This window comes from Rhizorhabdus wittichii (assembly GCF_017607425.1).
In the GTDB taxonomy this organism is placed as follows: domain Bacteria; phylum Pseudomonadota; class Alphaproteobacteria; order Sphingomonadales; family Sphingomonadaceae; genus Rhizorhabdus; species Rhizorhabdus wittichii.
Genome location: NZ_CP059319.1, coordinates 3,123,212 through 3,146,980 on the forward strand (window position 1 = coordinate 3,123,212; position 23,769 = coordinate 3,146,980).

The 23,769-nt window shown below is 65.5% G+C and carries 41 protein-coding genes and 1 tRNA gene; 11 read left to right on the top strand and 31 right to left on the bottom strand.

All coding sequences use genetic code 11. From position 1 onward, the window contains the following. Positions 1-9: 9 nt before the first annotated feature. The 3 genes from HRJ34_RS14630 to HRJ34_RS14640 all read right to left on the bottom strand — a co-directional run bounded on the left by HRJ34_RS14630 (position 10) and on the right by HRJ34_RS14640 (position 2,948). On the bottom strand, positions 10-795 hold the full coding sequence (locus HRJ34_RS14630; protein WP_208631593.1) for a 3-hydroxybutyrate dehydrogenase: 786 nt from the start codon (positions 793-795) through the stop codon (positions 10-12). A 20-nt stretch (positions 796-815) separates the two neighbouring features. Then, entirely contained in the window at positions 816-1,967 is a 1,152-nt protein-coding gene (locus HRJ34_RS14635) for a patatin-like phospholipase family protein (protein WP_029548594.1), read from the bottom strand. Between the two features lie 114 nt (positions 1,968-2,081). Continuing rightward, a complete protein-coding gene (locus tag HRJ34_RS14640) occupies positions 2,082-2,948 on the bottom strand; it encodes a DUF2171 domain-containing protein (protein WP_208631594.1) in 867 nt (288 codons plus the stop codon). A 238-nt stretch (positions 2,949-3,186) separates the two neighbouring features. Between HRJ34_RS14640 and HRJ34_RS14645 the strand changes: the two genes are divergently transcribed. Beyond that, positions 3,187-3,262, top strand: a tRNA-Ala gene (locus tag HRJ34_RS14645). Positions 3,263-3,316: 54 nt separating this feature from the next. Here HRJ34_RS14645 and HRJ34_RS14650 read toward each other — a convergent pair. From HRJ34_RS14650 to HRJ34_RS14775, 27 genes are all read right to left on the bottom strand, one after another. Beyond that, complete coding sequence (locus HRJ34_RS14650; protein ID WP_208631595.1) at positions 3,317-3,805, bottom strand: GIY-YIG nuclease family protein; 489 nt, start codon at positions 3,803-3,805, stop codon at positions 3,317-3,319. Further along, entirely contained in the window at positions 3,802-4,896 is a 1,095-nt protein-coding gene (locus HRJ34_RS14655; RefSeq protein ID WP_208631596.1) for a tyrosine-type recombinase/integrase, read from the bottom strand. The genes HRJ34_RS14650 and HRJ34_RS14655 overlap by 4 nt, the downstream gene beginning before the upstream one ends. Beyond that, positions 4,874-5,059, bottom strand: a complete 186-nt coding sequence (locus HRJ34_RS14660) for a hypothetical protein (RefSeq protein ID WP_208631597.1) — start codon at positions 5,057-5,059, stop codon at positions 4,874-4,876. Before HRJ34_RS14660 ends, HRJ34_RS14655 begins: the two co-directional genes overlap by 23 nt. Continuing rightward, positions 5,056-5,295, bottom strand: coding sequence for a hypothetical protein (locus tag HRJ34_RS14665; RefSeq protein ID WP_208631598.1), 240 nt, complete (start codon positions 5,293-5,295; stop codon positions 5,056-5,058). The genes HRJ34_RS14660 and HRJ34_RS14665 overlap by 4 nt, the downstream gene beginning before the upstream one ends. Then, on the bottom strand, positions 5,292-5,462 hold the full coding sequence (locus HRJ34_RS14670) for a hypothetical protein (protein ID WP_208631599.1): 171 nt from the start codon (positions 5,460-5,462) through the stop codon (positions 5,292-5,294). Before HRJ34_RS14670 ends, HRJ34_RS14665 begins: the two co-directional genes overlap by 4 nt. After that, on the bottom strand, positions 5,459-5,785 hold the full coding sequence (locus HRJ34_RS14675) for a hypothetical protein (RefSeq protein WP_208631600.1): 327 nt from the start codon (positions 5,783-5,785) through the stop codon (positions 5,459-5,461). The genes HRJ34_RS14670 and HRJ34_RS14675 overlap by 4 nt, the downstream gene beginning before the upstream one ends. Further along, on the bottom strand, positions 5,782-6,444 hold the full coding sequence (locus HRJ34_RS14680; RefSeq protein ID WP_208631601.1) for a hypothetical protein: 663 nt from the start codon (positions 6,442-6,444) through the stop codon (positions 5,782-5,784). Before HRJ34_RS14680 ends, HRJ34_RS14675 begins: the two co-directional genes overlap by 4 nt. Then, entirely contained in the window at positions 6,441-7,193 is a 753-nt protein-coding gene (locus tag HRJ34_RS14685; RefSeq protein WP_208631602.1) for a DUF5131 family protein, read from the bottom strand. Before HRJ34_RS14685 ends, HRJ34_RS14680 begins: the two co-directional genes overlap by 4 nt. Further along, positions 7,186-7,488: a MarR family winged helix-turn-helix transcriptional regulator gene (locus HRJ34_RS14690; protein ID WP_208631603.1), complete on the bottom strand. Its 303-nt coding sequence runs from the start codon at positions 7,486-7,488 to the stop codon at positions 7,186-7,188. The genes HRJ34_RS14685 and HRJ34_RS14690 overlap by 8 nt, the downstream gene beginning before the upstream one ends. Further along, positions 7,488-8,084, bottom strand: a complete 597-nt coding sequence (locus HRJ34_RS14695; RefSeq protein ID WP_208631604.1) for a hypothetical protein — start codon at positions 8,082-8,084, stop codon at positions 7,488-7,490. Before HRJ34_RS14695 ends, HRJ34_RS14690 begins: the two co-directional genes overlap by 1 nt. Next, positions 8,077-8,205 (bottom strand): hypothetical protein, encoded by a 129-nt coding sequence (locus HRJ34_RS29475; protein ID WP_264319400.1) that lies wholly within the window; start codon positions 8,203-8,205, stop codon positions 8,077-8,079. Before HRJ34_RS29475 ends, HRJ34_RS14695 begins: the two co-directional genes overlap by 8 nt. Next, the gene (locus tag HRJ34_RS14700; protein WP_208631605.1) at positions 8,198-8,425 is read right to left on the bottom strand and encodes a hypothetical protein; all 228 of its coding nucleotides are present in this window, start codon (positions 8,423-8,425) and stop codon (positions 8,198-8,200) included. Before HRJ34_RS14700 ends, HRJ34_RS29475 begins: the two co-directional genes overlap by 8 nt. Continuing rightward, positions 8,425-8,784, bottom strand: a complete 360-nt coding sequence (locus HRJ34_RS14705) for a hypothetical protein (RefSeq protein WP_208631606.1) — start codon at positions 8,782-8,784, stop codon at positions 8,425-8,427. The genes HRJ34_RS14700 and HRJ34_RS14705 overlap by 1 nt, the downstream gene beginning before the upstream one ends. Further along, positions 8,784-8,987: a hypothetical protein gene (locus HRJ34_RS14710; RefSeq protein WP_208631607.1), complete on the bottom strand. Its 204-nt coding sequence runs from the start codon at positions 8,985-8,987 to the stop codon at positions 8,784-8,786. Before HRJ34_RS14710 ends, HRJ34_RS14705 begins: the two co-directional genes overlap by 1 nt. Next, entirely contained in the window at positions 8,977-9,345 is a 369-nt protein-coding gene (locus HRJ34_RS14715; RefSeq protein WP_208631608.1) for a DUF7352 domain-containing protein, read from the bottom strand. The genes HRJ34_RS14710 and HRJ34_RS14715 overlap by 11 nt, the downstream gene beginning before the upstream one ends. Beyond that, positions 9,338-9,901 (bottom strand): J domain-containing protein, encoded by a 564-nt coding sequence (locus tag HRJ34_RS14720; protein ID WP_208631609.1) that lies wholly within the window; start codon positions 9,899-9,901, stop codon positions 9,338-9,340. Before HRJ34_RS14720 ends, HRJ34_RS14715 begins: the two co-directional genes overlap by 8 nt. Next, positions 9,901-11,178, bottom strand: a complete 1,278-nt coding sequence (locus tag HRJ34_RS14725) for a recombinase RecT (protein ID WP_226948796.1) — start codon at positions 11,176-11,178, stop codon at positions 9,901-9,903. The genes HRJ34_RS14720 and HRJ34_RS14725 overlap by 1 nt, the downstream gene beginning before the upstream one ends. Before the next feature lie 4 nt (positions 11,179-11,182). Beyond that, complete coding sequence (locus HRJ34_RS14730; protein ID WP_208631611.1) at positions 11,183-11,917, bottom strand: hypothetical protein; 735 nt, start codon at positions 11,915-11,917, stop codon at positions 11,183-11,185. Further along, positions 11,914-12,174 (bottom strand): hypothetical protein, encoded by a 261-nt coding sequence (locus HRJ34_RS14735; RefSeq protein WP_208631612.1) that lies wholly within the window; start codon positions 12,172-12,174, stop codon positions 11,914-11,916. The genes HRJ34_RS14730 and HRJ34_RS14735 overlap by 4 nt, the downstream gene beginning before the upstream one ends. A 2-nt stretch (positions 12,175-12,176) precedes the next feature. Then, a complete protein-coding gene (locus HRJ34_RS14740; protein ID WP_208631613.1) occupies positions 12,177-12,626 on the bottom strand; it encodes a hypothetical protein in 450 nt (149 codons plus the stop codon). Then, positions 12,626-12,922, bottom strand: coding sequence for a hypothetical protein (locus HRJ34_RS14745; protein WP_208631614.1), 297 nt, complete (start codon positions 12,920-12,922; stop codon positions 12,626-12,628). Before HRJ34_RS14745 ends, HRJ34_RS14740 begins: the two co-directional genes overlap by 1 nt. Before the next feature lie 10 nt (positions 12,923-12,932). Further along, on the bottom strand, positions 12,933-13,244 hold the full coding sequence (locus tag HRJ34_RS14750; protein WP_208631615.1) for a hypothetical protein: 312 nt from the start codon (positions 13,242-13,244) through the stop codon (positions 12,933-12,935). Then, positions 13,241-13,378 carry a hypothetical protein gene (locus tag HRJ34_RS14755; protein WP_208631616.1) on the bottom strand — a complete coding sequence of 46 codons (138 nt, stop codon included), beginning with the start codon at positions 13,376-13,378 and terminating at the stop codon, positions 13,241-13,243. The genes HRJ34_RS14750 and HRJ34_RS14755 overlap by 4 nt, the downstream gene beginning before the upstream one ends. Beyond that, a complete protein-coding gene (locus HRJ34_RS14760; RefSeq protein ID WP_208631617.1) occupies positions 13,378-13,605 on the bottom strand; it encodes a hypothetical protein in 228 nt (75 codons plus the stop codon). The genes HRJ34_RS14755 and HRJ34_RS14760 overlap by 1 nt, the downstream gene beginning before the upstream one ends. A gap of 244 nt (positions 13,606-13,849) precedes the next feature. Further along, positions 13,850-14,464 carry a hypothetical protein gene (locus HRJ34_RS14765; protein ID WP_208631618.1) on the bottom strand — a complete coding sequence of 205 codons (615 nt, stop codon included), beginning with the start codon at positions 14,462-14,464 and terminating at the stop codon, positions 13,850-13,852. 29 nt (positions 14,465-14,493) lie between these two features. Beyond that, a complete protein-coding gene (locus tag HRJ34_RS14770) occupies positions 14,494-15,330 on the bottom strand; it encodes an IS5 family transposase (protein ID WP_208631555.1) in 837 nt (278 codons plus the stop codon). 301 nt (positions 15,331-15,631) lie between these two features. Continuing rightward, positions 15,632-16,231: a hypothetical protein gene (locus HRJ34_RS14775; protein WP_208631619.1), complete on the bottom strand. Its 600-nt coding sequence runs from the start codon at positions 16,229-16,231 to the stop codon at positions 15,632-15,634. Here HRJ34_RS14775 and HRJ34_RS14780 point away from each other — a divergent pair. Then, positions 16,230-16,439 (top strand): helix-turn-helix transcriptional regulator, encoded by a 210-nt coding sequence (locus HRJ34_RS14780; RefSeq protein WP_208631620.1) that lies wholly within the window; start codon positions 16,230-16,232, stop codon positions 16,437-16,439. The genes HRJ34_RS14775 and HRJ34_RS14780 overlap by 2 nt on opposite strands. Positions 16,440-16,796: 357 nt before the next feature. On the opposite strand, the gene HRJ34_RS14785 is transcribed toward HRJ34_RS14780, so the two are convergent. Further along, positions 16,797-17,036: a hypothetical protein gene (locus HRJ34_RS14785; protein WP_208631621.1), complete on the bottom strand. Its 240-nt coding sequence runs from the start codon at positions 17,034-17,036 to the stop codon at positions 16,797-16,799. Positions 17,037-17,128: 92 nt separating this feature from the next. Between HRJ34_RS14785 and HRJ34_RS14790 the strand changes: the two genes are divergently transcribed. The 9 genes from HRJ34_RS14790 to HRJ34_RS14830 all read left to right on the top strand — a co-directional run bounded on the left by HRJ34_RS14790 (position 17,129) and on the right by HRJ34_RS14830 (position 23,768). After that, positions 17,129-17,344: a hypothetical protein gene (locus tag HRJ34_RS14790; RefSeq protein WP_208631622.1), complete on the top strand. Its 216-nt coding sequence runs from the start codon at positions 17,129-17,131 to the stop codon at positions 17,342-17,344. Then, positions 17,341-17,826 carry a hypothetical protein gene (locus HRJ34_RS14795; protein WP_208631623.1) on the top strand — a complete coding sequence of 162 codons (486 nt, stop codon included), beginning with the start codon at positions 17,341-17,343 and terminating at the stop codon, positions 17,824-17,826. Before HRJ34_RS14790 ends, HRJ34_RS14795 begins: the two co-directional genes overlap by 4 nt. 118 nt (positions 17,827-17,944) lie before the next feature. Then, positions 17,945-18,439: a hypothetical protein gene (locus tag HRJ34_RS14800; RefSeq protein WP_208631624.1), complete on the top strand. Its 495-nt coding sequence runs from the start codon at positions 17,945-17,947 to the stop codon at positions 18,437-18,439. A gap of 95 nt (positions 18,440-18,534) precedes the next feature. Next, a complete protein-coding gene (locus HRJ34_RS14805; RefSeq protein WP_208631625.1) occupies positions 18,535-18,972 on the top strand; it encodes a hypothetical protein in 438 nt (145 codons plus the stop codon). Further along, complete coding sequence (locus HRJ34_RS14810; protein ID WP_226948797.1) at positions 18,965-20,395, top strand: DNA-methyltransferase; 1,431 nt, start codon at positions 18,965-18,967, stop codon at positions 20,393-20,395. Before HRJ34_RS14805 ends, HRJ34_RS14810 begins: the two co-directional genes overlap by 8 nt. Next, complete coding sequence (locus tag HRJ34_RS14815) at positions 20,392-21,900, top strand: DnaB-like helicase C-terminal domain-containing protein (RefSeq protein ID WP_208631626.1); 1,509 nt, start codon at positions 20,392-20,394, stop codon at positions 21,898-21,900. Before HRJ34_RS14810 ends, HRJ34_RS14815 begins: the two co-directional genes overlap by 4 nt. Next, positions 21,897-22,409 (top strand): HNH endonuclease, encoded by a 513-nt coding sequence (locus HRJ34_RS14820; protein ID WP_208631627.1) that lies wholly within the window; start codon positions 21,897-21,899, stop codon positions 22,407-22,409. Before HRJ34_RS14815 ends, HRJ34_RS14820 begins: the two co-directional genes overlap by 4 nt. After that, a complete protein-coding gene (locus HRJ34_RS14825) occupies positions 22,406-23,443 on the top strand; it encodes a helix-turn-helix domain-containing protein (RefSeq protein WP_208631628.1) in 1,038 nt (345 codons plus the stop codon). The genes HRJ34_RS14820 and HRJ34_RS14825 overlap by 4 nt, the downstream gene beginning before the upstream one ends. Next, positions 23,409-23,768, top strand: coding sequence for a hypothetical protein (locus HRJ34_RS14830; RefSeq protein WP_208631629.1), 360 nt, complete (start codon positions 23,409-23,411; stop codon positions 23,766-23,768). Before HRJ34_RS14825 ends, HRJ34_RS14830 begins: the two co-directional genes overlap by 35 nt. The last annotated feature ends 1 nt before the right edge of the window (position 23,769 follow it).

A 23,769-nucleotide genomic window follows, 5' to 3' on the forward strand; every position in this document is an offset into this window, starting at 1 on the left:
ACGACGGCATCATTGCGCGGTCCAGCCGCCGTCGATCGACATGTTGGCGCCTGTGATCGCGGAGGCCTCGTCGCGGCAGAGGTAGAGCGCCATCGCCGCGACCTGCTCGACCGTGACGAACTGCTTGGTCGGCTGGCCGGCGAGCAGCACGTCGTTCATCACCTGCTCGCGGGTCATGCCGCGCGCCTTCATCGTGTCGGGGATCTGGTTCTCGACCAGCGGGGTCCAGACATAGCCGGGGCTGATGCAGTTGGCGGTGACGCCGAAGGTCGCCGCCTCGAGCGCGACCGTCTTGGTGAAGCCGGCGAGGCCGTGCTTGGCGGTGACATAGGCCGCCTTGAACGGCGAGGCGACGAGCGAATGGGCGGAGGCGGTCTGGATGATCCGGCCCCAGCGCTTCGCCTTCATGCCCGGCAGCGCCAGCCGGGTGGTGTGGAAGGCGCTGGTGAGGTTGAGCGCGATGATCAGGTTCCACTTGTCGACCGGGAATTCCTCGACCGGGGCGACATGCTGGACGCCGGCATTGTTGATCAGGATGTCGACCCCGCCGAACGCGGCGGCGGCCTCCGCCATCATCGCCTCGATCTGATCGACCTTCGTCAGGTCGTGGCCGCTGTAGAGGGCGCGCGCGCCGCTCGCCGCCTCGAGCGCCTTGCGCTCGGCCTCGATCGCGTCGGCGTCGCCGAAGCCGTTGATCACGACATTGGCGCCCTCGGCGGCGAGCGCCTTGGCATAAGCGAGGCCGATGCCGGAGGTGGAGCCGGTGATCAGCGCGGTCTTGCCCTTCAGGAACATGGGGGAAATCTCCGTATCGTCTAGCGGTGGGTCAGGTCGAAGGCGGCGGTGCGGCCGTCATAGATGTTGCGGGCGATCAGCTCGGACCGGGTCATGGTCTCGGCGATCGCGGCGCGGCCGGCGGCGATATGGTCGCGCATCGACCGCTGCGAGAATTCATAGTCGCGCGACCCGCCCTCCCAGGCATTGGCGCGATAGATAAGCTGGACGAGGCTGAGGCTCGATGCGCGCGTACGGGCGCGCAGCGCCTGGACGTCGGGATCGTCGGCCATGCCCGGCGGCAGCTTGTCGAGCAGGCGGGCGACCTGTTCCTGGTCGCGGCGCATGCGGATCAGCTGGTCGGATATCTGGCGGGTGCGGCTCGAATAGCGGATCTCCTTCTCCCGCGCGAGGACGTCGAGCATCGTGCGCGGCCGCTCCGCCGTCGAGGGGAAGAGATCGACCTGGAAGACGAGCAGGTCGCCGTCCTGATGCTCGACGACATGGCTGAGCGGGGTGTTCGAGACGAGGCCGCCGTCCCACCACAGCTTGCCGTCGATCTCGACCGGCGGCAGGCCCGGCGGCAGCGCCCCCGACGCCATGACGTGGCGCGCGTCGATCCGGTCGGTGCGGTTGTCGAAGAAGCGGAAATTGCCGCTCTCCAGCTCGACCGCGCCGACCGACAGCCGCATCGGCCCGTCGTTGAGCAGGTCCCAGTCGATCAGTTCGTCGAGCGTGTCGGCGAGCGGGGCGCTGTCGTAGAAGCTGAGCGCCGAGGCGCTGCCCGGCGGCGCGACGAACGGGGGGAGCAGGCGGGGCCGGAAGAAGCCGGGCACCCCGAAGGTCGCGACCAGCGCCGCCGCGCCCTGGTGCAGCGCCTCGCGGCCATAGTCGCCGTCGAACAAGGCGAGCGCGGGAAGCGCCTCGGTGACCTTGTCCCAGAAGGCGTGGAGCCGTTCGAGCCGCCGCTCGCAGGGGTTGCCGGCGATGATCGCGGCGTTGATCGCGCCGATCGAGATGCCGGCGACCCAGTCGATCTCGATCCGCGCCGCGTCGAGCGCCTCGAACACGCCGAGCTGATAGGCGCCGAGCGCGCCGCCGCCCTGCAGCACCAGGGCGACCTGATCCGGCAACGGCAGGCCCGCCCGGCGTTGCCGGGCGGCGGCGCGCTTGCTGGGTTCGGCGTCTGCCATGCCCCCCATATTGGGCGTCATGCTGCACCGCATCAAGGGCGCGACTCCGGAGGCGCGAAGAAAAAGGGCCGATCCTCTTGCGAGGACCGGCCCTTCCCTCCAGCGAGGAGACGGTCAGTAGGTGCCCGGGAAGGCCCGGTTGAGATAATGCGGGCCCTCGCTGCGCTCCTCGTCCTTCCAGGCCGCCTGGGCCTGGGCGGCGGTGCGGTTGAGCGTCACCTTGTCGCTGACCTCGGCGATCCAAGCGCAGGGCACCGAATGATGATGGCCGCCGGCGTCGCGGTCGCCCTTGGTCAGCAGGATGCGGTCGCCGCGGACATGATCGACCGTGCCGATATGGGCGCCATCGGCGCCGACCACCTCCTGATGCTCCTGGACATGGCCGAGCGAGGCGCGCTGCGACTGGCGATTGCTGCGCCAGCTTCCGAAGTCATTGTGGAAGCGGGCCTCGTTCTCGCGGCGATAATCCTCATAGTCGCGATCGAGCTCGGCAAGCTGGCGGCGGCGCCAGGCGCGATAATTGGGATCGAGGCCCCAGCCGTCGTGCGCCGCGCCGCCGCCCAGGCCCCAGGTGCTGGTCGCGCCCGCGCCTCGGCCGACGCCATAGTCGGCGCCCGAGGGATTGTAGAAGCCCCCGCCCGCGTCGGGGCCGCGCAGGTCGCCCGCCCGGGCGCCGGCGTAACGGCCACCGTCATAGGCGTCGGCGTCGCCATAGCGGCGATCATGGTCGCGCTGGCGGAGCCGTTCGTCCCAGCGGCGACGGCGCTCGGCCTCCTCGTCGCCGAACCAGGAGCGCAGTTCGTCGCCGGCCCGATCGAGGAAGCCGCGATCCTCGTCATAGTCGCGCGGCTGGCCGTGGTCCCAGGACCGCGCCCGATAGTCGCGATACGCCCGATCGCGATCGTCGCCGCGATCGGGCAGGCCGTATCGCCGGTCGCCCTCGTCGCGATAATAGCGACCGGTGCTGCGTTCATAACCCATGGCATCCTCCTGCTCAGACCAAGAAAGGCCGGCGTCGTCGGCGGTGGCGGCGTCGGTTCGGAATGGTGCGGAAACGCCTTGCGCTGAGGCGCCGTTCCCATCCGGTGGGGCCAATGGGCGGGGTTTGGCGACGGACGGTTCGTCGCGACCGAAACGCTTCGCGACACTTTCCGCCGCCGCATGATTTTGGGCTGTTGCATCGCGGGCGACGTGCCGCTAGAGGGAGCGCCCGACGTGCGGGGCTGTAGCTCAGATGGGAGAGCGCTGCAATCGCACTGCAGAGGTCAGGGGTTCGATTCCCCTCAGCTCCACCACGTCGCGCCGAGAATCACGCATTTTCAATTCCTTATTGAGGTTGGACAAGGCGATCATTTCGATCCGCTTTTTCGGTTGGACAAGTTCGCGTCTCGCAGGCGCTTCATTTCAGCCATCAGTGCCGGGGTCCGGCGGAACCATTCTCCGCTCATCCGATCGCCGGCGAAGTGCTGATGATACATCCGCTCGATGTCCGCTCCGCCGGGAGTGACGGCCAGCACAGAGAGGCGTCGAGGGTAACTCACCTGCATGTCGCATAGCCTGCGCATGACGTCGTTGGACGTTCCAATCTTCACCGGTCCGCGACGCTCTCCAATGAAATACACATAGGGTTGACCGGATAAGACTTTCGGCTTCCGCCTCGGCGGTCTTGGCGGCTTCGGTCGTTCGATGGCGGAAAGGCATTCATCGTATGCTGCCATGAACACGTCTGATCCGGGCTCACCAGGCAGGTATCTCGACGGCATTCGAACGCGGCGAAAGCGATAGCGGGTTTTCCCATGGCGATCCTTAACCGCGTTGACGCCGGCCGGCAGGATCATTCCGCACCTCCCGAAATATCACCACGCAATTTCGCCATCGCTTGACCGGCGAGACGGGTCCGATTGGCTTTCGCGGCATAATGATTGAACATTGCATCAGTCTTGTGGCCTGTGATCGCCCGGCCCTCGGCATTGGTGGCGCCCGCTTCGGCGAGTTGGCGCGATCTCGCCTTGCGCAATCCATGAAGTGTGCGCCCCGCAGGAAGTCCAGCAGCGTCAGCCCATTCCTTCATCCGATTGCCGAACCCGTTCTTTGTGTAAGGTTTCCCATAGGCATTGGCGATCAGGTAGCGGATATGCGTCGAGGGCCGCTTTTCCAGTGCGAGCCGCGCTTCCGCCGTTAGTTCGACTAGGGTCGGCTCACCGTCCTTCACGTGATCGACTGCGATGTGACCGTCAATGATCGCCGACCTTTCAAGCGTGGCGAGGTTGCAGCGACGAGCAGCCGTGTTCAGAGCGAGCTCGAGAACGAGCCGCGCCGTCGTGCCGTAGGCGTGCTTGGCCCGATACTGCTCGATCTCGGCATCGGTCCAGGTGTGGTGGCCATCACCTCTCTGCGGGATCGCGTCGGTCTCGGCGGCCGGATTATCCCGCCGCCAGCTATGCTTCACGGCCGTCTTGAACAGCCTTTTCAGAACGTCGCGCATCTTTTTCGCGGCGCCCGGCCGATCGGCATAGCGCGCTAGCAGCTTCTCGAGGCTGGCCACGGTAATCTGCCGCGCGTCGCGCGCGCCAAAGCGGATGCCCTTATGGTTGGTCTCATCCAGCAGGCGGTCGATCATCCGGCCATAAACGCGCTGGGTGTCCGCCGCCTGGCTCTTCCATCTGAGCGTACCGCGCAGAAGCGAGGCGAGCTGATCCATCGAATAGGGCACGAGCTTTTTGGCCGGGCTGACAGCGCGGATTTTCGGCGCAGCCTCCTGTCCCTGAAACTCGGCCAGCTTCTCCAGCCACTCGACCGACCACGGCGCGCCGGGAAGATAGCCGCCCGTCACGCCGCTGCGCCTGTAGCGGTAGCGGATCTTGCCATGCCGATCGGGCACGGCGTTCACATTGGGAGGCAGCGGCCTATTCATCGTCGTCCCAGCCATCGTCCTTCGTCTCCGCGCTCACCGATTCGGGTGCGCCGAGGATGACTTCGATCCGGCCGTTCGACAAATCCATGACGATCCGCGCGCGCTCGATCCCGGCCGCCTTCACGGCCTTGGTCGCCCGTTCCATATCGGCCTGGGTGATGCGCGCGGGGGCCGTCACGGCCGCCCACCGTAGATGATGACCGCATCCTCATGGCCGATGCGCTCGAGCGCGGCGTCGAGCGCCTGGCCCGCGGTATCCGCTTGTCGTTTCATATCCCGCGGGCCGAACGACCAGGCGACGCGAGCACCGACCGGCTCGATGTGTATCCGCTGCCGCGCATCGGCCGCCGGCCATTGCAGGAGCGGGTTTTTCGCGTCGCGCAGCGGCGCGCGCCGGGGCTGGGTGCCGTTCATGGGTGCTTCTCGAACACCTGGATGGCGACGCGGATCTCGCGGCCATCGCGATGGTGGAACCAGAGCTCGTTCGAACGGGGCCCGGTGTGCATGTCGGTGACCTCCTCGCGCGCCATCAGCGCGTCGCGGGTCAACTCGACCATCTCGCGGAGGCTGAGATCGCTCATGCCGCCAGCCTCATGCCGGTGCGCGCCAGCATCGCATCGATCGCTACGCCGAGGCGGACGCTCGCGACCTCCGCCTTGCTCGCCCAGGCATCATCGTCCCGGTCAACGACCGCGTCGAGGTTGGTGACGAGCTTGCGAGGGCGCCCCACCTGGCCGTTTGAACGGGTGAAGCCGAGGTGCTTCGCCTTGTCGCGCAAACCGTGGATCGACCGCCCCGGGAAACGGACGGCGATCTCCTTCCACGACAGCGGGATCTTCGAGCTGCAAAGCTCCCGCAGCAGCGCGATTTCCTCGCAGGAATAAGACCAGCGCTCCTTCTTCATGCCGCGATCCGATCGATATTCTCGTGGATGACGCGGAAGGTCAGCGCGAGGACACGGGGGTTGTCCGCCCAGCGCTCGCCCTCTTTCCGATGGAGGCTGTCCCAGAGCTCGCGATAGCTGGTGACCGCCGAGCGGTTGGACACAACGGCGTGCGGATGAGGGGTGCCATCGGGAAAGGTCTCGTAGCTCTTCCATGCCCGTTGGCCGGCGATGTCGACAGGCTCAATCCCCTCCGCAATGGCATCGGCCTCGCTGATATCCTGCAGCGGCTCGAACCGCTTGGCCTCGACGAGGAGCGTAATGCGGGAGGCCCAGCGGGGCATGTGGATCGAGGGCCACTGCTTGCCCTTGGTCCATTGTGCGTCGAGGTCGAGCCCGCTGATGTGGGTGATAGTCTTCTGTCCAGCCAACTGGAACAGTTCGCCGGCAGGATACCAGACTGCTCCGGGCCAATGGCCGCTCAGCGCGAGCTCGTGGCGGTGCTCCTTGCGGAGCGCGTCCCACCAGGCTTCGGTATGGAAATTCTCGCGCACCCAGAGACGATCGCCGGGCTCGGCATTCCTGAGCGGAGAATCCTCCAACCGGCGGGTCTGCAGCTTCCAGCCCAGAAGCAGAGATTGCACCATGGCCGGAGAGAATATTGCGGGACGGTCGGTCATTTGTGGACGAACTCCCTGATCAGCAGATCCTCGGGGATCGCGCGCTTGCCGGCGGCCTGCTTGAAGAAGAACTTCCGGCCATGGGCGTGCGTCTGGTCGCGGATGCTCCGGGCGCGATCGAACGGCATGTCGCGCCAGCCGTGCCCGCTCTCGCCACCGACGATGATCCAGTCGGGGATGCTGTTGCCACGCATGATGACATCGTCGAGCAGCGGCTCCATGGAGACGAAGGATTTGATCGGATCCCGCGGGTCGCTCAGCTCGAGCGCGGCAACCTCGAGCTTGGGAACGTCGCGGTCCCATTCCTCCTGGTTCACGACGGTGGCGCCGAGCATGACATTCGTCGGCAGCCGGTGCCGGTTCATGCCCTCCTGGACCATCCGCACGGCATTGCCGATGCGCTTCGACAGCAGCAGCCAGAGCAGGTTCGGCGTGTGGTCGATGATGGTGAACACCTCGCGGCGCCAGAAGGGATCGACCTCCTTGTCCCAGATATCGCCCAGGCTCAGGCAGAAGACCGTCTCGATCCCGCCGGTCTTCTCCAGTCGGCGTTGCCACCGCAGAGGGAGATGCCAGTTGGCCTCCGACGTCCGAACGCGATCTTCACCGGGGCCCCAGGTCGCGCGGTGGTGGCGATCCTGCATCAGCACGCGCGCGAAGCAATGATTGCAGGCCGGCGAGACCTCCATGCACCCGATCCAGGGATTCCAGGTGTTGTCCGCCCATTCGATCTTGGTGTTTTCAGCCATGGGCCAGCTCCCGCATCGCCTGGCGCGCGGCGCGACCGGCGTCGGTCGGCACCGCGAAGATGACGCGCCGATCATCCGGATCGCCGACGCGCTTGACCAGGCCGAGCCGGCCGAAGCTGTTCAGCGCGCGGGTGACCACCGGCTTCGACACGCCGAGGCGTTGGGCGAGGCTGCGAACGGTATGATCGCCCGGCCAGTCGCACACGATCGCGAGGATCGCGGTCTGCCGGGTGGTGAGCTCGACATAGGCCGGGGACTCCAGCCAGGCGAGCGAGAGGGTGGCGAGGTCAGCCATCAGGCCCGCCCTCCGCCCTGCGATATCGCCACCCGCGCCTGTACGTCGTTCCAGAAAGCATCGCCGACGCGGCGAACCTCGATCTCGGCGCGCTCGAAATCAGGGGCGAGCTTGCCGGTCGCGGTGACGGCGTCGCGGATCCGGTCGGTGCCGTTCGCCAGTATCTCGACGGCCGTCGCCTCCTCGGCATGATCGCGACAGAGCACGACGCCGACGGCTGCTTTGAGCGCCTGAGCCATCGATCCGCCGTGCGGCGGGATCTTGAGCACCAGATAGTGGGTCGGCGCCCGATCGCAGCCGGTTCGGCCGCAGGTCGGCTTGAGGCTGGCCTCCGTGCCCGCGGATCGAGCGGCCAAGGCCTCGGCTTCCAGTTGGAAGCGCTCAAACTCGTTCTCGATAGCCTGCATCCGGCCGAGATCGAACTCGGTGGCATCATCGCCTTCGTCGAGATTGGACATCAGGCTCGTCCAGAGCGCGAATGCACCAGCGAACCAGACGCGGCGCATTTCGTCGTGCTGCTCTCGCGGGAGCTCGGCGTCGTAGACCTTCTTGACGAAGCCACGCCATGCTTCTTCGATGATATGCTGCTCAGCCAAAGGAAATCTCCGAATAGCGGCGCGCGCGGGAGACCAGTTCGGACGCGGCCCAGCGAAGCCAGGCGGCGTACCGGTCGACCGGCGCGCAGAGGGAAATGGGGACGGGGCGAAGCTCAGCCACGGCGCCGGCGCCCGTTGCGATGTGCGGCGTGGAAGCAGACCCAGGTCATGCCCGCCGGCAGCCACAGAATGATGACGGCCCAGACCAGCGCGACGACGCGCCACGCCGCCAGCGCCGGCAGATAGTCGACCGCATCCCGGTGGCCCGCGCCATAAAGGAACCAGCCCATGATGGAGGCGCCAACCGCCAGATAGGCGCTGATGGCGAGGAGCGCGGTCATCAGAACGGGATCTCGTCGGCGAACAGATCGACCAGGTCGCTTCGCCCGGCCTGGACCGCCAGATTATAGAGATCCGTGCCGGCCTTCGTGATCTTGCGGTACTCCTCCGCCTCGGACTTGAGGCGATCGCGGGTCCGTGTCTGGACTTCGACCTCATGGGTCAGCAGTTCGACCGTATCGCGCAGGTCGAGCACCTTGGCGGCTGCGGCGAGCTGACCGTCGACCCACTCGCGCAGCGCCGCGACGGCCTCCTCGGCGGTCTCGCCGTCGTCGACCTGCGCCTCGGCTTCGAACGCATCATGACCGTAGCCGTGCTTGTGCGACTGCAGCCGGCGATACCGGACAACGGTGATCTTCATCAGCACTTCCTCCATGAAACGGGGTGGACGGCCGTGCCGATCTCGCCGGCACCGAGGGACCGGAACCAGCCGGTGTTCGCGACCCAGAGCATGAAGATCTCTGTGTCGTCGGCTAGGATGCCGATCACCTCGGAACCGTCGCGCGGGGCGGTGTCGATCGGCTGGCGCGGGTAGCGGAGCTCGAAGTCGTCCTCACCAGCCATCGGGCTCAGCCTCCTCGAAAACATGGAAAACGGCCCGACCCTCGGCGAACATGGCGGTGCCGAGGAACTTGATCCGCACCGGGCCGCTGGCGAACTCGTCGGGTCGGACACATTCCTCCGGCAGGTCGACGCCCGTCCGAACGACATGAAAGAAGCGCTCTTCGTAGAAGGGGTTCTTCTGAAAGACGCCGCCTGTGGCGCTCGCCATGCGCACCGCAGCCCACAGCACCAGCCTTCCGTGCTGGTTTGCCACCGAGAGGGGCCGGCTACCGCCCGGCAAGCTGACCGACTGCCGGCCATCCCGGATTTCCAGCGGGAACTTCCAGACCTGGAAGGTGTATGGGCCGGGTCTAGCCACGAGCTGCCCTCCCAGCGTCGCGCGCCGCGTTCAGCCGGGCCATGGCGTCATCGCTGCCGCCCTGGTCCGGATGGGCTTGGCGCGCGAGCCGACGATAGGCATTGTCCACGTCGGCAGCGGTCGCCGTCTGCGGGAGACCGAGCACCTGCCACCATCCCTCCGGGGCCGGCAGCGCGATGAAACCCTTGAAGGTCTGCCGCACGATGTGCAGGCCACCGTGCCGCATTTCCGTTCGGCGCGCCTCGAGAATGTGGTGGATCGCCTGCAGGTTGTCCTCGACCTTGGGATAGCGGTCGACGGCGATGCATCGGGTCGCGCCATCCCAGGCGAACCAGGCCGCCACGCCGGTATCGGCGGGCTTCTCGGATCCGAGGGTGACGTTGGACGATAGGATGATGCCCTCGACCCGCCTCCCGCTATCGCGGGCGAATGCCTCGATCGAGGCGCGGACATTCTTGAGCGCCGATGGCAGCGAGGTACGGAACTGCGACGACGCCTTGTTGGTCGTGCGCGGCAGGCCGTCTGGCCAGGTCAGCGGATAGGCGGTGGCGGACATCAGCGACGCTCCCCTTGCTCGGTCGTGCCCGGCTGGGTGAGGTTCGCGATCGCGTCGAAGAAGCCGTCGCTCACCTCCTCCGACAGCGGCGCGGGGCATGCGTCGATGAAGCGCTGCTGCTGCTGCCGAAACGCGTTGACCTGATCGAGATCCTTGAAGCCGAGCACCGTCGTCTTCACGCGGTCGGCCCACTGCTCCCAGGCCGCTGGCGTCTCGGGCATCGGCTGCTGGTTGCTGAGCCCGTCCTCGCCGGGCGGGTCGGCAGCGCGCATCTGCTGCTGGGCAGGTTGCTCTCCGCGCACAGCCGCCTCCTCGATCTCCATCTCCTCGTCGCTCATCTCGCCGCCGCCGAAGCCGGGACGGCCGAAATCGTTGATCGCGAGGTCGGGGACATGGTCGATCTGCTGGAACGCACGCCGGTCCGGCCGGGTGGGCGCTGCCGACGGAGCCGGCAGGACCGCCTGGGCGAACTGCGGGAACATCTCGCGCGCTTCCATGTCGATGATGTCGTTGCAGCCCGGCAGAGCCTTCCGGTGGCGACGCAGCACTGTCTTGCGCCACATCTCCTTGTCGAACTTGCCTTTCCAGACCGGCCCGCTCTGCGCTTCATCCCTGACGTCGAGGATCTGCTGCTCGGTCATGTATTCAGCCGTCACCCGGCCGTTCGACAGAAAGGCGACGGAATATGCGCCGACCGCGGGACCACGCTCGGAATCGATCACGATCGCGTCGTGGACAATCGGCTCGGCAGCGGCGGGGCGGTATTTGAAACGCCCGGAGGTGACCTCGTTCGCATAGACGATCTCGGTCTTCACATCATCGACCTTGCCGCCCTTGATGATCTGCATCCGGAGGCCCGCGACCATCGATCCGTATCTGGCCTCCTTCCGCCAGAAAGTCCGGCCGCCCTCGGTCACCTTGTTGTTCGACGGGATGATCGCGGCCTGACGGCCGTCCGGCATCAGACCGTCATAGGCCGCCTTGAGACAGGCGGTGACGACCGATGGGCCGTGGCAATCAAGGATCTCCGGCTTGGTCCGGACGGCCATCATAACGATGACCCGGAAGCGATCGAAGCTGACCGCGACTGGCAGCACGGCGGTGATCTCGGGCTTGAGCTGCTCGATCTCGCCCATCAGCCAGCCGAGGCGCTGGGCATAGCGCGCCTGATCGCTGAGCTGCTGGTTCTCGGTCCGCGGTGCCGGCGCCTGGTCGCGGCGCTGGTAGTTGCCACCGCCCCGGTTCTGCTGGCGCGCCTGCTGCTGGGACAAACTCATTCTCCTAGTTGACGCTGCCGCGCGTGCCGCGGTGGATGGTCGCGCCGGCGACGGTGAGCCGGCTGTTCTTGGTGGCGCGCGCCTTGATCGCCGCTGCGATCGCGGCCTGGACGATGTCCTCTTCCAGGATGTCGGGCGGGATCAGGGTGACGTCCTCGACGGTGACCTCGATCTTCGCTCGCTTGCGATAGGAGAAGCCGTAGTCGCCGCGGATCGGCGCGGGGCCGGCGGCGGGCGCGGCCGGTGCAGGGTCGGGCACGGGACCGCCCTGCGCGTAGACGATCTCCGCCCGCCCCTGCCCGGCCTCCGCTTGCCGCGCGGCATCGCGCAGGCGCTGCTCCTCGGCGGCCTGCTCCGCCCTCTGGTCGGCGATGCGCGTCTTCTCGGCCTCGTCGAACGCCTCGATCAGCGCGAGGACACGCGCGATCTCAGCGTCGAGCGGGGCCAAGGCATTGCGCATCACGATGATCGGCGCGCCGGCGGCGGCATCGTAGGGCGACGAGATCGCCTTCCGCTGTTCGCCGATCGCGGCCATCACCTTCTGGGCGAGGCCGATGACGTCGGTCGCGGCGGCGGCATCGATCCGGTCTCGCATGACGGTCCGCTGCGCCAGGTTGGCGACGAACTCGTCGATCCGCGGCTGCCGCTGTCTGATCACGTCGAGCATAGCCGCGCGCGCGTCGTCGGCCGGGCTGTGGCGGTTGTCGCCGATCAGGGGGGAGACCTCGATCCCCATCACGCGTCGATCCACATGCGCTCGCCGCCGGTGGCGATGATCTTGAGGCGCGGCAGGACGTGCCCTCGCTGCACGATCGGGCAGAGGAACTCTTCGACGCCCACCTTGACCATCACGGTCTCGACCGTCTCGGGGTCGATGCCCATCAGGCCCATCCGATAGAGCTGGGGGCGGCTGAACCGCTCGCCCTCGTCATATCCGCCGTCCCAAGGGCCGAGCTTCGACGGGCTGATCACCCGCATTCCAGTGACGTCGGGCACGGTCAGACTCCGGGAAGCGGGGCCGTCATCGGATCGATGCGGCCGGCGGTGGCGAATGGATCGTTGGCGTCCCAGGTGCGCGCATGCTCGGCGCGCGCGACGCGGAACTCATATTCGCGGCGTTCGCGGTCGCGCCTCTCGTGCTCGTCCAGACCGTCGAGGCCCGGGACGATCGGATGCTTGCGACAATCGGGCCAGATGCCTTCCAGCGTGAGGACCGGCCGTCCATCGATATAGGCGGGCTCATCGGGATCACCGGCGAGGATGCCGTTGATCTCGATCTGCCAGCGGGGACTGCGGTCGAGCAGCTCGTTGGTCTCGGGGTCGAGTGGCCAGCCGAACCAGATGCGGATCGGCACGTCGACCCGGCCCTCGCGGCGGAGGAGGTAATATCCCTCCTCGACCGCGTCGACGCCGGGCTGCTGGCGCGAATAGGGGAACTGGACCAGCATCAGTCCAGCAGATCCTCGCCGGTCTGGCCGCGATCGGCGCCCTGCACGCCGCCGGCTTGGAGCAGCATCACATTCGGGCGGTCGATGACGAACGCGCGGTCGCCTTCGTTCACCGAGGTGACGTCCTTCTCCTGCTGGCGCTGGTAGAAGGACATCACCTCGGCTGCCGACGCGGCCTTCACGCCAGTGACGTGGGGCGCGACGACGAGGGAAACCGCCTGCTCCTTGCTGATGGCCTGGACGAGATGTTCCTTGCCGAGGAAGGTGACGAGATAGGGGCGCGTGGGCGAAGCCATGCCGGTCCTTTCAGTGCGACGTGAGGTTGGGGTTGGCGGCGCGGGCTTCGAGACCGACGGCGATCGCCCGGTCGAGGCCCTCGCTGATCCGGTGCGGCAGCGCGGTCTGGAACATGTCGATCGCCCGGCGCGCGCCCTCTTCGGTGGAGGCGACGGCCATTGCGATGCCGATCGTGTTGAAGGCCATGGTGACGGCCAGCCGCTCGTAGATGCCGAAGACCTCGGAGGCGGTGAGGTGCCCGTGCTGCGACAGGACCCGCTCCTTGAGCAGACCGTCGATCGCCACGGCAGCGTCGAGGAAGATGCGGTCGGCCGGCCTCATGCCGTCACCATCGCGATGACCAGGCAGACGGGTGGGACTGCGGCGAGGAACAGGGCCAGCGGCAGCGCCGCGTCGGCGACCGGGTTGCGGAAGCTGCGCGCGAACGCGGCATAGGCGGCGCGAGCGAGGCGCATCACAGGCGCCCCCGCCGGCGATCGCGGGCAAGCGAGCGATAGATGGCGATCGTCGAGAGGACACCCGCGACGAAATCGAGGCCGAGGTGGAGGTAGAGATCGATCAGGCCGACGACCAGGATGACCAGCACCGCCCAGGCGATCGAGCCGAAAATCGAAGCCGTCCGGCTGGCGAGCGATGGCCCGCGCGGATGCGGCTCCCCTTCATATGGCCAATGCTGCTGCAACGGTGCGACTCCTTCCAAGTGGAGCCGCGCGACCTATGGGGGGGCAATCCAGCCGCGCGGCTCCGGAGAGCTCCGGCGTAACAGGGGGAAACCGCCAGAGCTGACCCCGTTACAAATGCACATATGCAGTTTTAAGGTCAAGCCCTAAAAATGCATATGTGCATCCACGCGTTAAGACATGCGAATCGGTTAGATTGGGGACTGCCGGCCGGTTAACTCTTCTCGCGGCAGTTCGCGGCGCGGATTAGATCCCGGCAGCAGCGGCTGTAGCTACAACCTCATCAACACAAATATAAGCTTCAACGGCTTCACCAGATTTAGAAAATAGCTTAATGGGAAGCTTAATTTCCGTACTCGCTTGAGCAATTTTCTTAAATTTATCGAGCGCCTCGGCTGAAATGGGCATGTATGAGCGCTCCTGATAGCTACACGATGATGTGCGCAGAACTCCACTCCCAATCGTTGAGCAGCCCTTTACTCTAAAGTCATCGATTTTTAGATAATATTCTTGTAGGCCATCTGGCCATAAAATACTCAGTCTGTTGAAGCCGACGATACCTGCAGCCGCATCTCCTCCCAAGATTGTCTGCATACGATTATAGTCGATAATGAGCATATAACTAGCCAGCCGGGTATGTGGCTGCTTCTTGTTCCAGCCTACAAATACATAGCGATCGATCATCAGGTCTGCCACGGATGTGGCATCGTTGCTGATAGAATCTCGCTCCCTACAATTGATGCTGGAGATGCCCTCATCGGGATCAAGCGCACTTGCTCCGACGCGACTCAGGCATTGTGAAAACCGCTCCTGCGTCCACGGCTTGCCCGCACCAGCGAGCGCGATCGCCGCAACTGCCAACGCACATGCCCTTAGAGCCTGATTCAAAATTATCGGGCGTAATTTCCTAGCTTTGCGATTCTTCGTGTGAAGAGCTGGATTGAAGCGATGAAGAGCCATGCGGTTGCGGAAGCGATGGTTTGTTCGAAGTCCTTGGCGAGGCGCCGGTTTCGATTGAGCCAAGCCAGCGTTCGCTCGACGACCCAGCGCCTGGGCAGCACGACGAAGCCTTTTGCCGTATCCGATCGCTTGACGATCTCGACGGTCCATTTGCCGATGCGGCGCAGGGCATCCCTGAGCTTTTCGCCCGCATAGCCACCGTCGGCAAAGACATGGCGCAGCCACGGGAAGCGACGGACGATCTCGGCCAGCACCAACGGCGCGCCATCGCGATCCTGGATATCGGCAGTATGGATCACGGCATGGACCAGATTGCCGTCGGTGTCGGTCAGGATGTGGCGCTTGCGCCCCTTGATCCTCTTCCCCGCGTCATAGCCGCGAGGCCCGCCGCTTTCCGAGGTCTTCACACTCTGGCTGTCGATCACCCCGGCGCTCGGCGAAGCCTCGCGGCCTACAGCTTCCCGCCCGATCAACAGCAGGGCATGATTGAGCGACAGCCACAGGCCGTTGTCGCGCCACAGATAAAACCAGCGCCGCACCGTCGAGACGGGCGGAAAGCACGGCGGCAGCATCCGCCACGGCAGCCCGCCGCGCAGCAAATACAAAATCGCCTCGATAATGCGCCTGAGCGGCCACTTGCGCGGACGTCCCACCGACGAGGGCGGCGGAAAGAAGGGCTCCAGCACCGCCCATTCGGCATCGGTCAAATCGCTTGGCAAAGCCAGTTCTGTACGGGCATATTGCGCCCGAGTGGTATCGGTCCACATCGTCGATCTCCGGAAGTTTGTTGCAAAACCCCTGAATCAACGACTGGCGCTAGCGTCAAGCTAACTTGCTGATACCACTCAACTTAATTTCGGATCAGGCTCTTAGATGACGCCCCATCTTCGTATCCCCTCAACGCTGTCCATCGGATTCAGACAACATTCAAAATGGACCTAAGCCCCGCACCGCTTAGCCTAGAATATTATCCGCTCTTTAATGGCTTGGCCTGACGTTCCCCTACAAGACGAGGGGAGGCCATGAAAGATTGCCCGAGAAAATGTCTACCGTGCGTTACCGAGTGCTCTATCCAGATAGAGATTTGTCGAGCAGCGAACGCCCGCTTTCGAGAAGCAATCCTTCGATCAAACCGAGCAGACGATCCGTGTTCTGCTCCAGATCGGGACTCGTTGCGACAGCACGCAGCGCTACGCCGAACCTTCGAGCAGCGTCTTGAAGAGCTGCTTCTGTGCCATGGGCAGCCGATAAGGCGGGCGCAAAGGCTTTCAACATTATCGCCAGGGTAGCATCGCCAGGAAGAAGGGGTGAAATCCTTAGCGCGTCGCCTTCAAGAAAATCCACCACGGACCGCGTGCCGACCGCCTCGGCAAGGAGGTGGAGGTTCTCGATCTTCACCGTTGACTTGGCATCGGAACTCATCCCGCGCGTAATTGTCGTCGGACTGATCGACGCAGCCTTCGCCCAGGCCGCCGCATTGTCGAACTTGGAATCTGGCGACGCGAGGACACGATCCCGCCATCTGCTGATCGCCCGGATCGCAGCACGCTTGGCGGTCGTAATCTTCTCTTTCTCCACCGGCGCAGAATAGCTGCTGGCGAGCACCTTTCGCATGGGACACATGTGCATCTTGCGTTGCTGCACATGTGCAGTTACGATGGTCTGCATGATCGACCCTCTAAATCCCCGATCGCTGGAGCAGGCTCGCAAGGATGCGAAGCTCTCTCGCGCTGAGTTGTCTGCCATCTCGAATGTTCATGAGACGACGATCATGCGCATCGAGAAGGGCGAGGTAGATCCGCGCGTGGATGGCACCTGGGCACCGATCGTCCGCGCTCTGCAACAGTGCCCGTCCCCGCAGGGCGCCGCAGCCTGAATGTTCGTGCACCTCTTCGCCTGGCGCGCGATCGCAATTCCAGTTCCGACCGGCTCGGCCGCTACCCCTGAGCCAGTCGTGAACGAAGGGGGCAGGACGCCGAACCTTCGTCCTGCCCCCAGAGGGGAGCGCTGATGTTCCATCCAAACCCCAGGCCGCGGTTCGCGAAGCGCGCGCCGTTCCAGTCGGCGAGCGCGGCACGGCGGGCTGGCCCCCAGATCGCGGACGATCTGCTCGACTTCTTTGGCCGACCGGGCGGCTCCGCTTTCCGGTTCGAATTCGAGGCGCTCGGCGCTTACTCGGACGGGAACATCCTCGACCTGAGGCCGACCTACGGCGCTCCAGCCGGGACCAGCGTCAGCCCCTCTTCGCCCGCGAGCGATCGCACTCTTCGCGGATGCCGGTCTGCAGATAGGCGGCGTGGGCCAGGAACTGCCTTTCGAACTCCGGGTGCTTGGATGTCGCGTATTGGCGAACTTCTTCGGCGAGGGCGTCAGCGCCATGCTCGTTGAGAACGCCTGCCCCAGCCATTCGCTTGATGAGCGTCGCGAGCAACTCCTGGTTCCAGAGCAGGATCGCTTTCGATCCGTCGTCCATTCGGATTTCCCTTCGGTTGGTGTCTGCCATTCCAACCGTAGCCGACGGGGGCGGGCAGCGGGAGTCTCACCCGCCCCCCGAGGGCGCTTCTGATGGCGGCGCGCCTGAACTTCGTCTCCTCGATGCGGCGTGACCATGTCGGCGGCACCGTGGTGCGCAACGTCGACATCGACGGCATGGACCGGATCGACCGGTACGCCTGTCCGCGCTGCGGCGCCCGGTGCGAGCCCGATCGGGGCATCGGCTGCGGCCATCACGCGCGGAATATCTCGTCTCGTATCTACCATAGCGGCGGGATTACCCGATGAGCAGGCCGACGATCGACGGCCGCCGCGCGGTCGTTCCGGCTTCAAAGCTGCTCCAGACGGTCGGCGACCGCCTGGAAGATATCCGCCGCGAAGACGACTTCTCCTATGTCGACCTCGGCCAGGAGCTGGGCCGGCATCCGGACCAGGCCGGCAAATATTGCCGGTCGACGGCCGAGATGCCGATGACCACCTTCCTGCGCGCCTGCCAGAAATGGCGCGGGCGGCTGGCCAACCCGGTCCTGGCGTTGATGGGCCTCAAGATGGTCGAGATCGACACCCCCGCAGAGGGTGCCGTGGCCGATCGCCGCGCGCTCACGATCATCATGCGCGCGCAGGCCGCCATGTCCGAGAATCTCGAGGACGACGACGAGATCAGCGACGAGGAACTGGTGGAGGACCGCGCCTTCGTCGAGGCCGGCGGCGCCGCCTTCGATCGCTGGCGCCTCCGGCTGGCCGAGATCGACCGCCGCCGCACCGATTGATCCCGCGCCGGCGGATCCGGGCGCGCCCGTCGATCCCCGCGCATCACGAACATGGGCGCCCCGCCCCTGTCGCCGCGGCCGATCCGTGGTGTCCACCTGGCCAGCCGAGGAGATGAGCATGGCCGAGAAAGCATCGAAGGAACGGGTCGCGTCCGACTTGCGCGAACCGAACTTCAAGGGCGCCATCGCCCTGATCCGCAAGGATTTCGAGGACAAGAAGTCGCGCAAGGCCCGCATCGACAAGGACATCGGCGAGATGTGGGGCAAGGTGGAGGGCTATGGCGTCGATCGCGCCGCCGCGAAGCTCTTCGCCAAGCTCGAGAAGATGGAAGAGCCGGAGCGGCAGTCGTTCATGCGCTCGTTCAACGGCCTGGCGCAGCATGCCGATTGGCCGGACGTCGTCGTCGACCTGGTCGACAGCGCCGAGGGCAAGGTTCTGCAGATGCGTCTCGGTGCCGACGCTCGCGCGGTGACCGGCGACGACGATGAAGACGACGATGACGATGACGGCGAGGCATCCGGTGACGCCGAGCAGGCAGCCGCACAGCAAGCGCCGACCGCGATAGAGCGCGCCCGCGGGCATCTCGGCGGTGGCGAGGCGCGCCCGCACTGACCATGGCCTCCGTTCTCGCACTCGACATCGCGACGAACCTGGGGTGGGCGCTCCACAAGCCTGAAATGGAGCGCCCATTCTTCGGTCAATTGAAGTTGCCAGGGAAACCCGGCGACATCGGTTGGCGCGCGCACCGGCTGCGCGAGTTCCTGCGCGATCAGCACCGGATGCACCGCTTCACCCATCTCGTGTTCGAGGCGCAGCACGTCTCGTCGAAGATCGACATGAACGTGATCCAGATGCTGCTCGGGCTCGCCGGCGTCACCGAGCTGTTCGCCCACGACAAGGGCATCAAGATCTACAAGGCGCATATCTCGGAATGGCGGAAGCATTTCCTCGGTCGAGGGTCGGGCTTCGGCAACGACAATCCCAAGGAGCTCGCGCTGCGCCAATGCGCCGAGTTCGGCTGGTATCCCGAGACGCACGACGCCGCCGAGGCCTGCGGCATCCTCGACTATTTCCTGACCCTGGTCCCCGGCCATCCCCGGCCCTGGCGCGACCGCAATTTCATGGGGGCGCATCTCCGTGGATGATCTCGTCGACATCCGCCTCGGCGACGTGTTCGAGCAGCTCGCGAAGCTGCCGTCCAATTCGGTCGACTGCATCGTTTTCTCGCCGCCTTATTGGGGTCTGCGCGATTATGGCGTGGCCGGGCAGATCGGTCTCGAGCCGACGCTCGGTGAGCATCTCGACGTGATGGTCCGCGTCTGCCGCGAGCTCCGCCGCGTGCTCAAGGTCCACGGCACCATGTGGCTGAACTACGGCGATTGCTACGCCGCGGCGCCCAACGGGAAATCGGCCGCCGCCTATAAGGCCGACGGGACCGACGACCGCACGTTTCGCGACAAGCCATTCTCGACGGTCGGGCCGATCCAGGGCCGGACCTATTATGGCGCGGAACGCGGATCCCGCGGCGTCGACCGCGATTTCCACGACCATATGCGTGCCAAGGCCGGGCCTATCCTTCAACCGGATGCGCGTGGCCCTCAGCGCGACGGCGCAAAGGAAGCCTATCGCGCGGACAGCGGCTTCACCGTCCGCCCAGGCGGATATCTCAAGCCCAAGGACCTCTGCATGATACCGAACCGACTGGCGATCGCCCTGCAGGACGACGGCTGGTACGTCCGTTCCGAAATCATCTGGCACAAGCCCAACCCGATGCCGGAATCGGTCTACGACCGGCCGACGACGGCGCATGAGAAGGTCTGGCTCCTCACCAAGAGCGAGGACTATTTCTACAACGACGAAGCGATCCGGGAGCCGGTGGCCGGTGGTGCGCATGCGCGCCGGCCCGGCCCGAATAGCCGTCAGAACGTCGACCGCGTCCCAGTCTCGAAGAAATCGACCGGAGTTGGCTGGGGGCATCAGGATCGCGTGAACCCGAAGGAGGGGGATCGCGGGCGTGATCGCATTGTCAGCAGCAAGAGGAACCCTGTTCCCGCAGGCTGGGACACCGATCCCGGTACGCATGGCAATGTTCACCGCAATGGGCGCCGCTCGTCGAAGACGGCCGCAGCGGGCAGCGGTATCCGCAACAACGAGAGCTTTTCAGCAGCAGTTGCCGACATCGTCAGCGAAACCCGCAATGCTCGCAACGTCTGGACCATCGCGCCCAAGGCGTTCCGCGAGGCGCATTTCGCGACCTTCCCGCCCGAGCTCGCCCGCCGCTGCATCGCCGCCGGCACTCCCGCCACCGTCTGCGGCTGCTGCGGCGCGCCTGAGGGCTGCGGGCCGATCTGCGAGCAGTTCGAGCGCGTCCCCGGCCTCGTGCTCGATCCGTTCGGTGGCGCCGGCACCGTCGGCCTGGTCGCGCGCGAGATGGGGCTGCGATCCATCCTGATCGAGCTCAACCCCGAATATGCCGAGATCTCGCATCGGCGGATCTATGGGCCGGCCTGCGGGCCGATCTTCGGCCGATCGTTCGCCTCGATCGATCCGCTGCAGGTGGCAGCATGACAGAGCCGCTTCGCCCCGCCGGCCAGGACCAGCCTGTCGCCCTCGTCAACGAAGAAGCCGAATATTTCCTGCTCGGGGGGATGATGCTCGACAACCGGCTGGTGCCGGCGGTCGCCGAGATCCTGCGCGAGGACCAGTTCTATTATGGCATCCATCGGAAGATCTTCCGCGCCATCCTCAAGCTGACCGAGCGCGGCCAGGCCGCCAACGCCGTGACGCTGCGCCCCTTCTTCGAGTTCGATCCGGAGGTAGCGGAGCTGCTGCCGAACCAGCCGATCGGCCCCTACCTCGCCCAATCGGGTGGTCAGGGCGCAGTACTGATCGGCATCCTGGACATGGCCCGCATGCTCGCCGACCTGGCAGCGTTGCGGGATGTCGATGATGCCCTCGGCCGCCACAGGACGTTGCTGCCGACCGCGATCGAGGACAGCGTCGAGGAGATCGTCGACCGGATCGAGGCTGATCTCTGGTCGGCCGTATCGGCGCGCCCGGCGGTCGCTGCGAACAGCGCCACGTCGATGATCCGCAAGGTGATCGAACGCAACCAGCGCATCGTCACCGCCGGCACGGTCGACGGCTATTCGTGCAAGCTGGTGAAGGACGTCGACCGCCTGATCGGCGAGGTTGAGCCCGGAACCTACAATATCATCGGCGGGCGGCCGGGCCAGGGCAAGACCACCCTCGCCCGGTCGATGGCGCTCGGCTACGCCATGAACGGCATCCCGGTCGAGTTCTTCCATGCCGAGATGACCGAGGAGCAGCAGGCGATCTATGTCGCCGCCGACCTCTGCCACGCCTTGGGCAACCCCGTCGCCCACGAGGCGATCCGGAAGGGCAACCTCACCTCGGTGCAGCTCCAGGCGCTCGAACGCGCCGAGGCCGTCGCCGCCAGCCTGCCGGTGAACTATACCGCGACCGGCCGCTGCGACATCCGCCGGATCGAATCGATGGTGGCGCGCGCGAAGGCTCGCTGGGCGGCCAAGGGCAAGAAGCTCGGCCCGGTCTTCGTCGACTATGTCCAGCTCCTCGGCGCCAGCCGCAACGGGCGCGAGATCACCGAGGACACGCCGCGCGTTGCCGCCGTGTCGAAAGGCCTTCTCGATATAGCCCAGAAGCATGGCGTGCCGGTGTTCGCCCTGTCGCAGCTCAGCCGCGGCGCCGAGGACCGCAAGGATTTCCGGCCCGAGGTCCGCGACCTCAAGCAGGCCGGCGACCTCGAGCAGGACGCCGATTCGATCATCCTGGTTTTCCGCGAGGAGACCTATCTCATCAAGGAACAGCCCAAGCAGGGCTCGCAGGACTACCAGCGCAAATATGACGCCTGGGAGACCGATTTCCGCGCCGTGCGCGGGGTCCAGGAACTGATCTGCGGGAAGAACCGCCACGGCAAGACATCGAGCCGGCCGGTCAAGTTCTTCGGCGCCAACGCCGCGGTGCGCGGCAGCGACTTCGACGAGTTCACGCCGCCGGCGGATCTCGCATTCGATTGGGGAGGTGGACGATGAAAGAAGCTGTATGGAATGCGGCCTGGGCGGCCGAAGCGCGGAAAATCAACCTCCGTCTGTTCGGCCAGCCGGTTGCGTGCAGGATGTGCTGCAGGAACGATTGCGCTGCTCAGTGCGAGATCGCCGACCTCGGCTTGGTGTCCGAGAGGCTCGGACGCCAACCGATCATGATCTGCATCGACTGCGCCGATGAGGCGGCCAACCTCTTCAATTTCAAGCATTCGGGTGAGGCGCTGCGTCCGGGATATAACGGCTGGCCCGAGCCCCAAGAGCGCGAGAAACCGGGCCGGAGAAAGATGACTGTTACCCGCGCGCTCCAGATATTCGATCGGGACGGCTATCGCTGCAAGGCATGCGGGTCGCGCTCCAATTTGCAGGTCGACCACATCGTGGCCCTCGCGAACGGTGGCGAGGACCACGATGATAACCTCCAAACACTGTGCGGCCCGTGCAATGCGAGCAAGGGCGCCCGGGATGCATGGTCAGGCCGGAAAGGATCTCCGGCATGAGCAGCGAAGCGCTGAGTTGGGCGATCCGGGCGAGGATCGAAAAATCCTCGACGAAGAACTTGCTGATGATCGTGGCCGACCTCGCCAACCACGTCACAGGCGAGGTCTTCGCCAGCCTCGGCTATCTCCAGGATGCAACCGGGCTGTCGAAGCGCACGGTGCTCGCCGCCTTGGACGAACTGGCAACACCGATCGAGCATGGCGGGCTTGGCATTCTTGAACGCACCGATGAGCGAAAGGGCGCCACGAACCAGATCCCGGTGTACCTCTTTCATATGCGGCCCGAGATCCCTGCGATCCCTAAAGCGGCTGTCAGAAAAAGCGGTGCAAAAACGACACCCTTTCCGAAACAGGTGCAAAAACGCCCGGAAACGGGTGACATTTTGCACGGTGAAGAGGTGCAAAAACGCACCACGGAACCTAGTAAGGGAAACCAAGAAGAGGAAATAGCCCCACCCTCCCCTAACGGGGAGGGCACCCCCCATGGCATGATCGATCTGTTCGGCAATCCCGTCGACCCCGAGCCCGAACAGCCGATCGAGCACTTCGTCATGGAGCGCTGGGCCGAACTGAAAGCGGCCGTCCCGGTGATCCCCGGGATCACGGTGCTGAGCCAAGCCCGGTTGAAGACAATCCATGCCCGCGATGCCGATGCGGCGAGCGCCGGCGCCAAGCTCGGTATCTCGCCCCGCGAGGTTTGGGTGCGGGTGTTCGAGGCGATCCCCCGATCCGGCTGGCTCTGCGGGCGGAACCCGCCCGGGCCGAACTATTCCAAGCCGCATGTCACCGACATCGACGAAGTCCTCCGTCCCCTCGAATTCCTGAAAATCCTCGAAGGAGCCCATGATGACCGACCCGGCAGCCGCCCGCAGAAATATGATCCCGACAGCGGGCGATCCTACGGCCCTGTCGAGCAGGCAAGCCGTTCGGTCCTCGCCGATCGCCGCGCTCGTCGAGCGGAATCCCGAGAACGAGGATATCCGGGCCGAGGCGCGGGAGTTGATCACCCCCGACTTTCGCACAACCCTGGTTGAGGCGGCGGCCGGGATCGCTCGCGAACTGGCGCCGCCGAGCGACCACGAAGCGGACCTGCTGGTGGTCGAGCTGTCCAGGGCGATTGCGCTGATCGGCGGCAACCGCACGCCGGAGCAGATCAACGAATGGCAGAATGCCGCGGCGGACGAGCTCGAGCAGTTCCCCTGGTCCCTGATCGCGACGGCCATCGCCGACGCGCGGCGCCGCGTCCGCTACGCCGGCGACTTCGTGCCTACGGTCATCGCTGCGATCGAGGAACCCATGCGGCGCCTGGTCGCGGAAGCCGACGCGATCGACCGGTTGCTGCAAATCTCGGAAGGGTGAG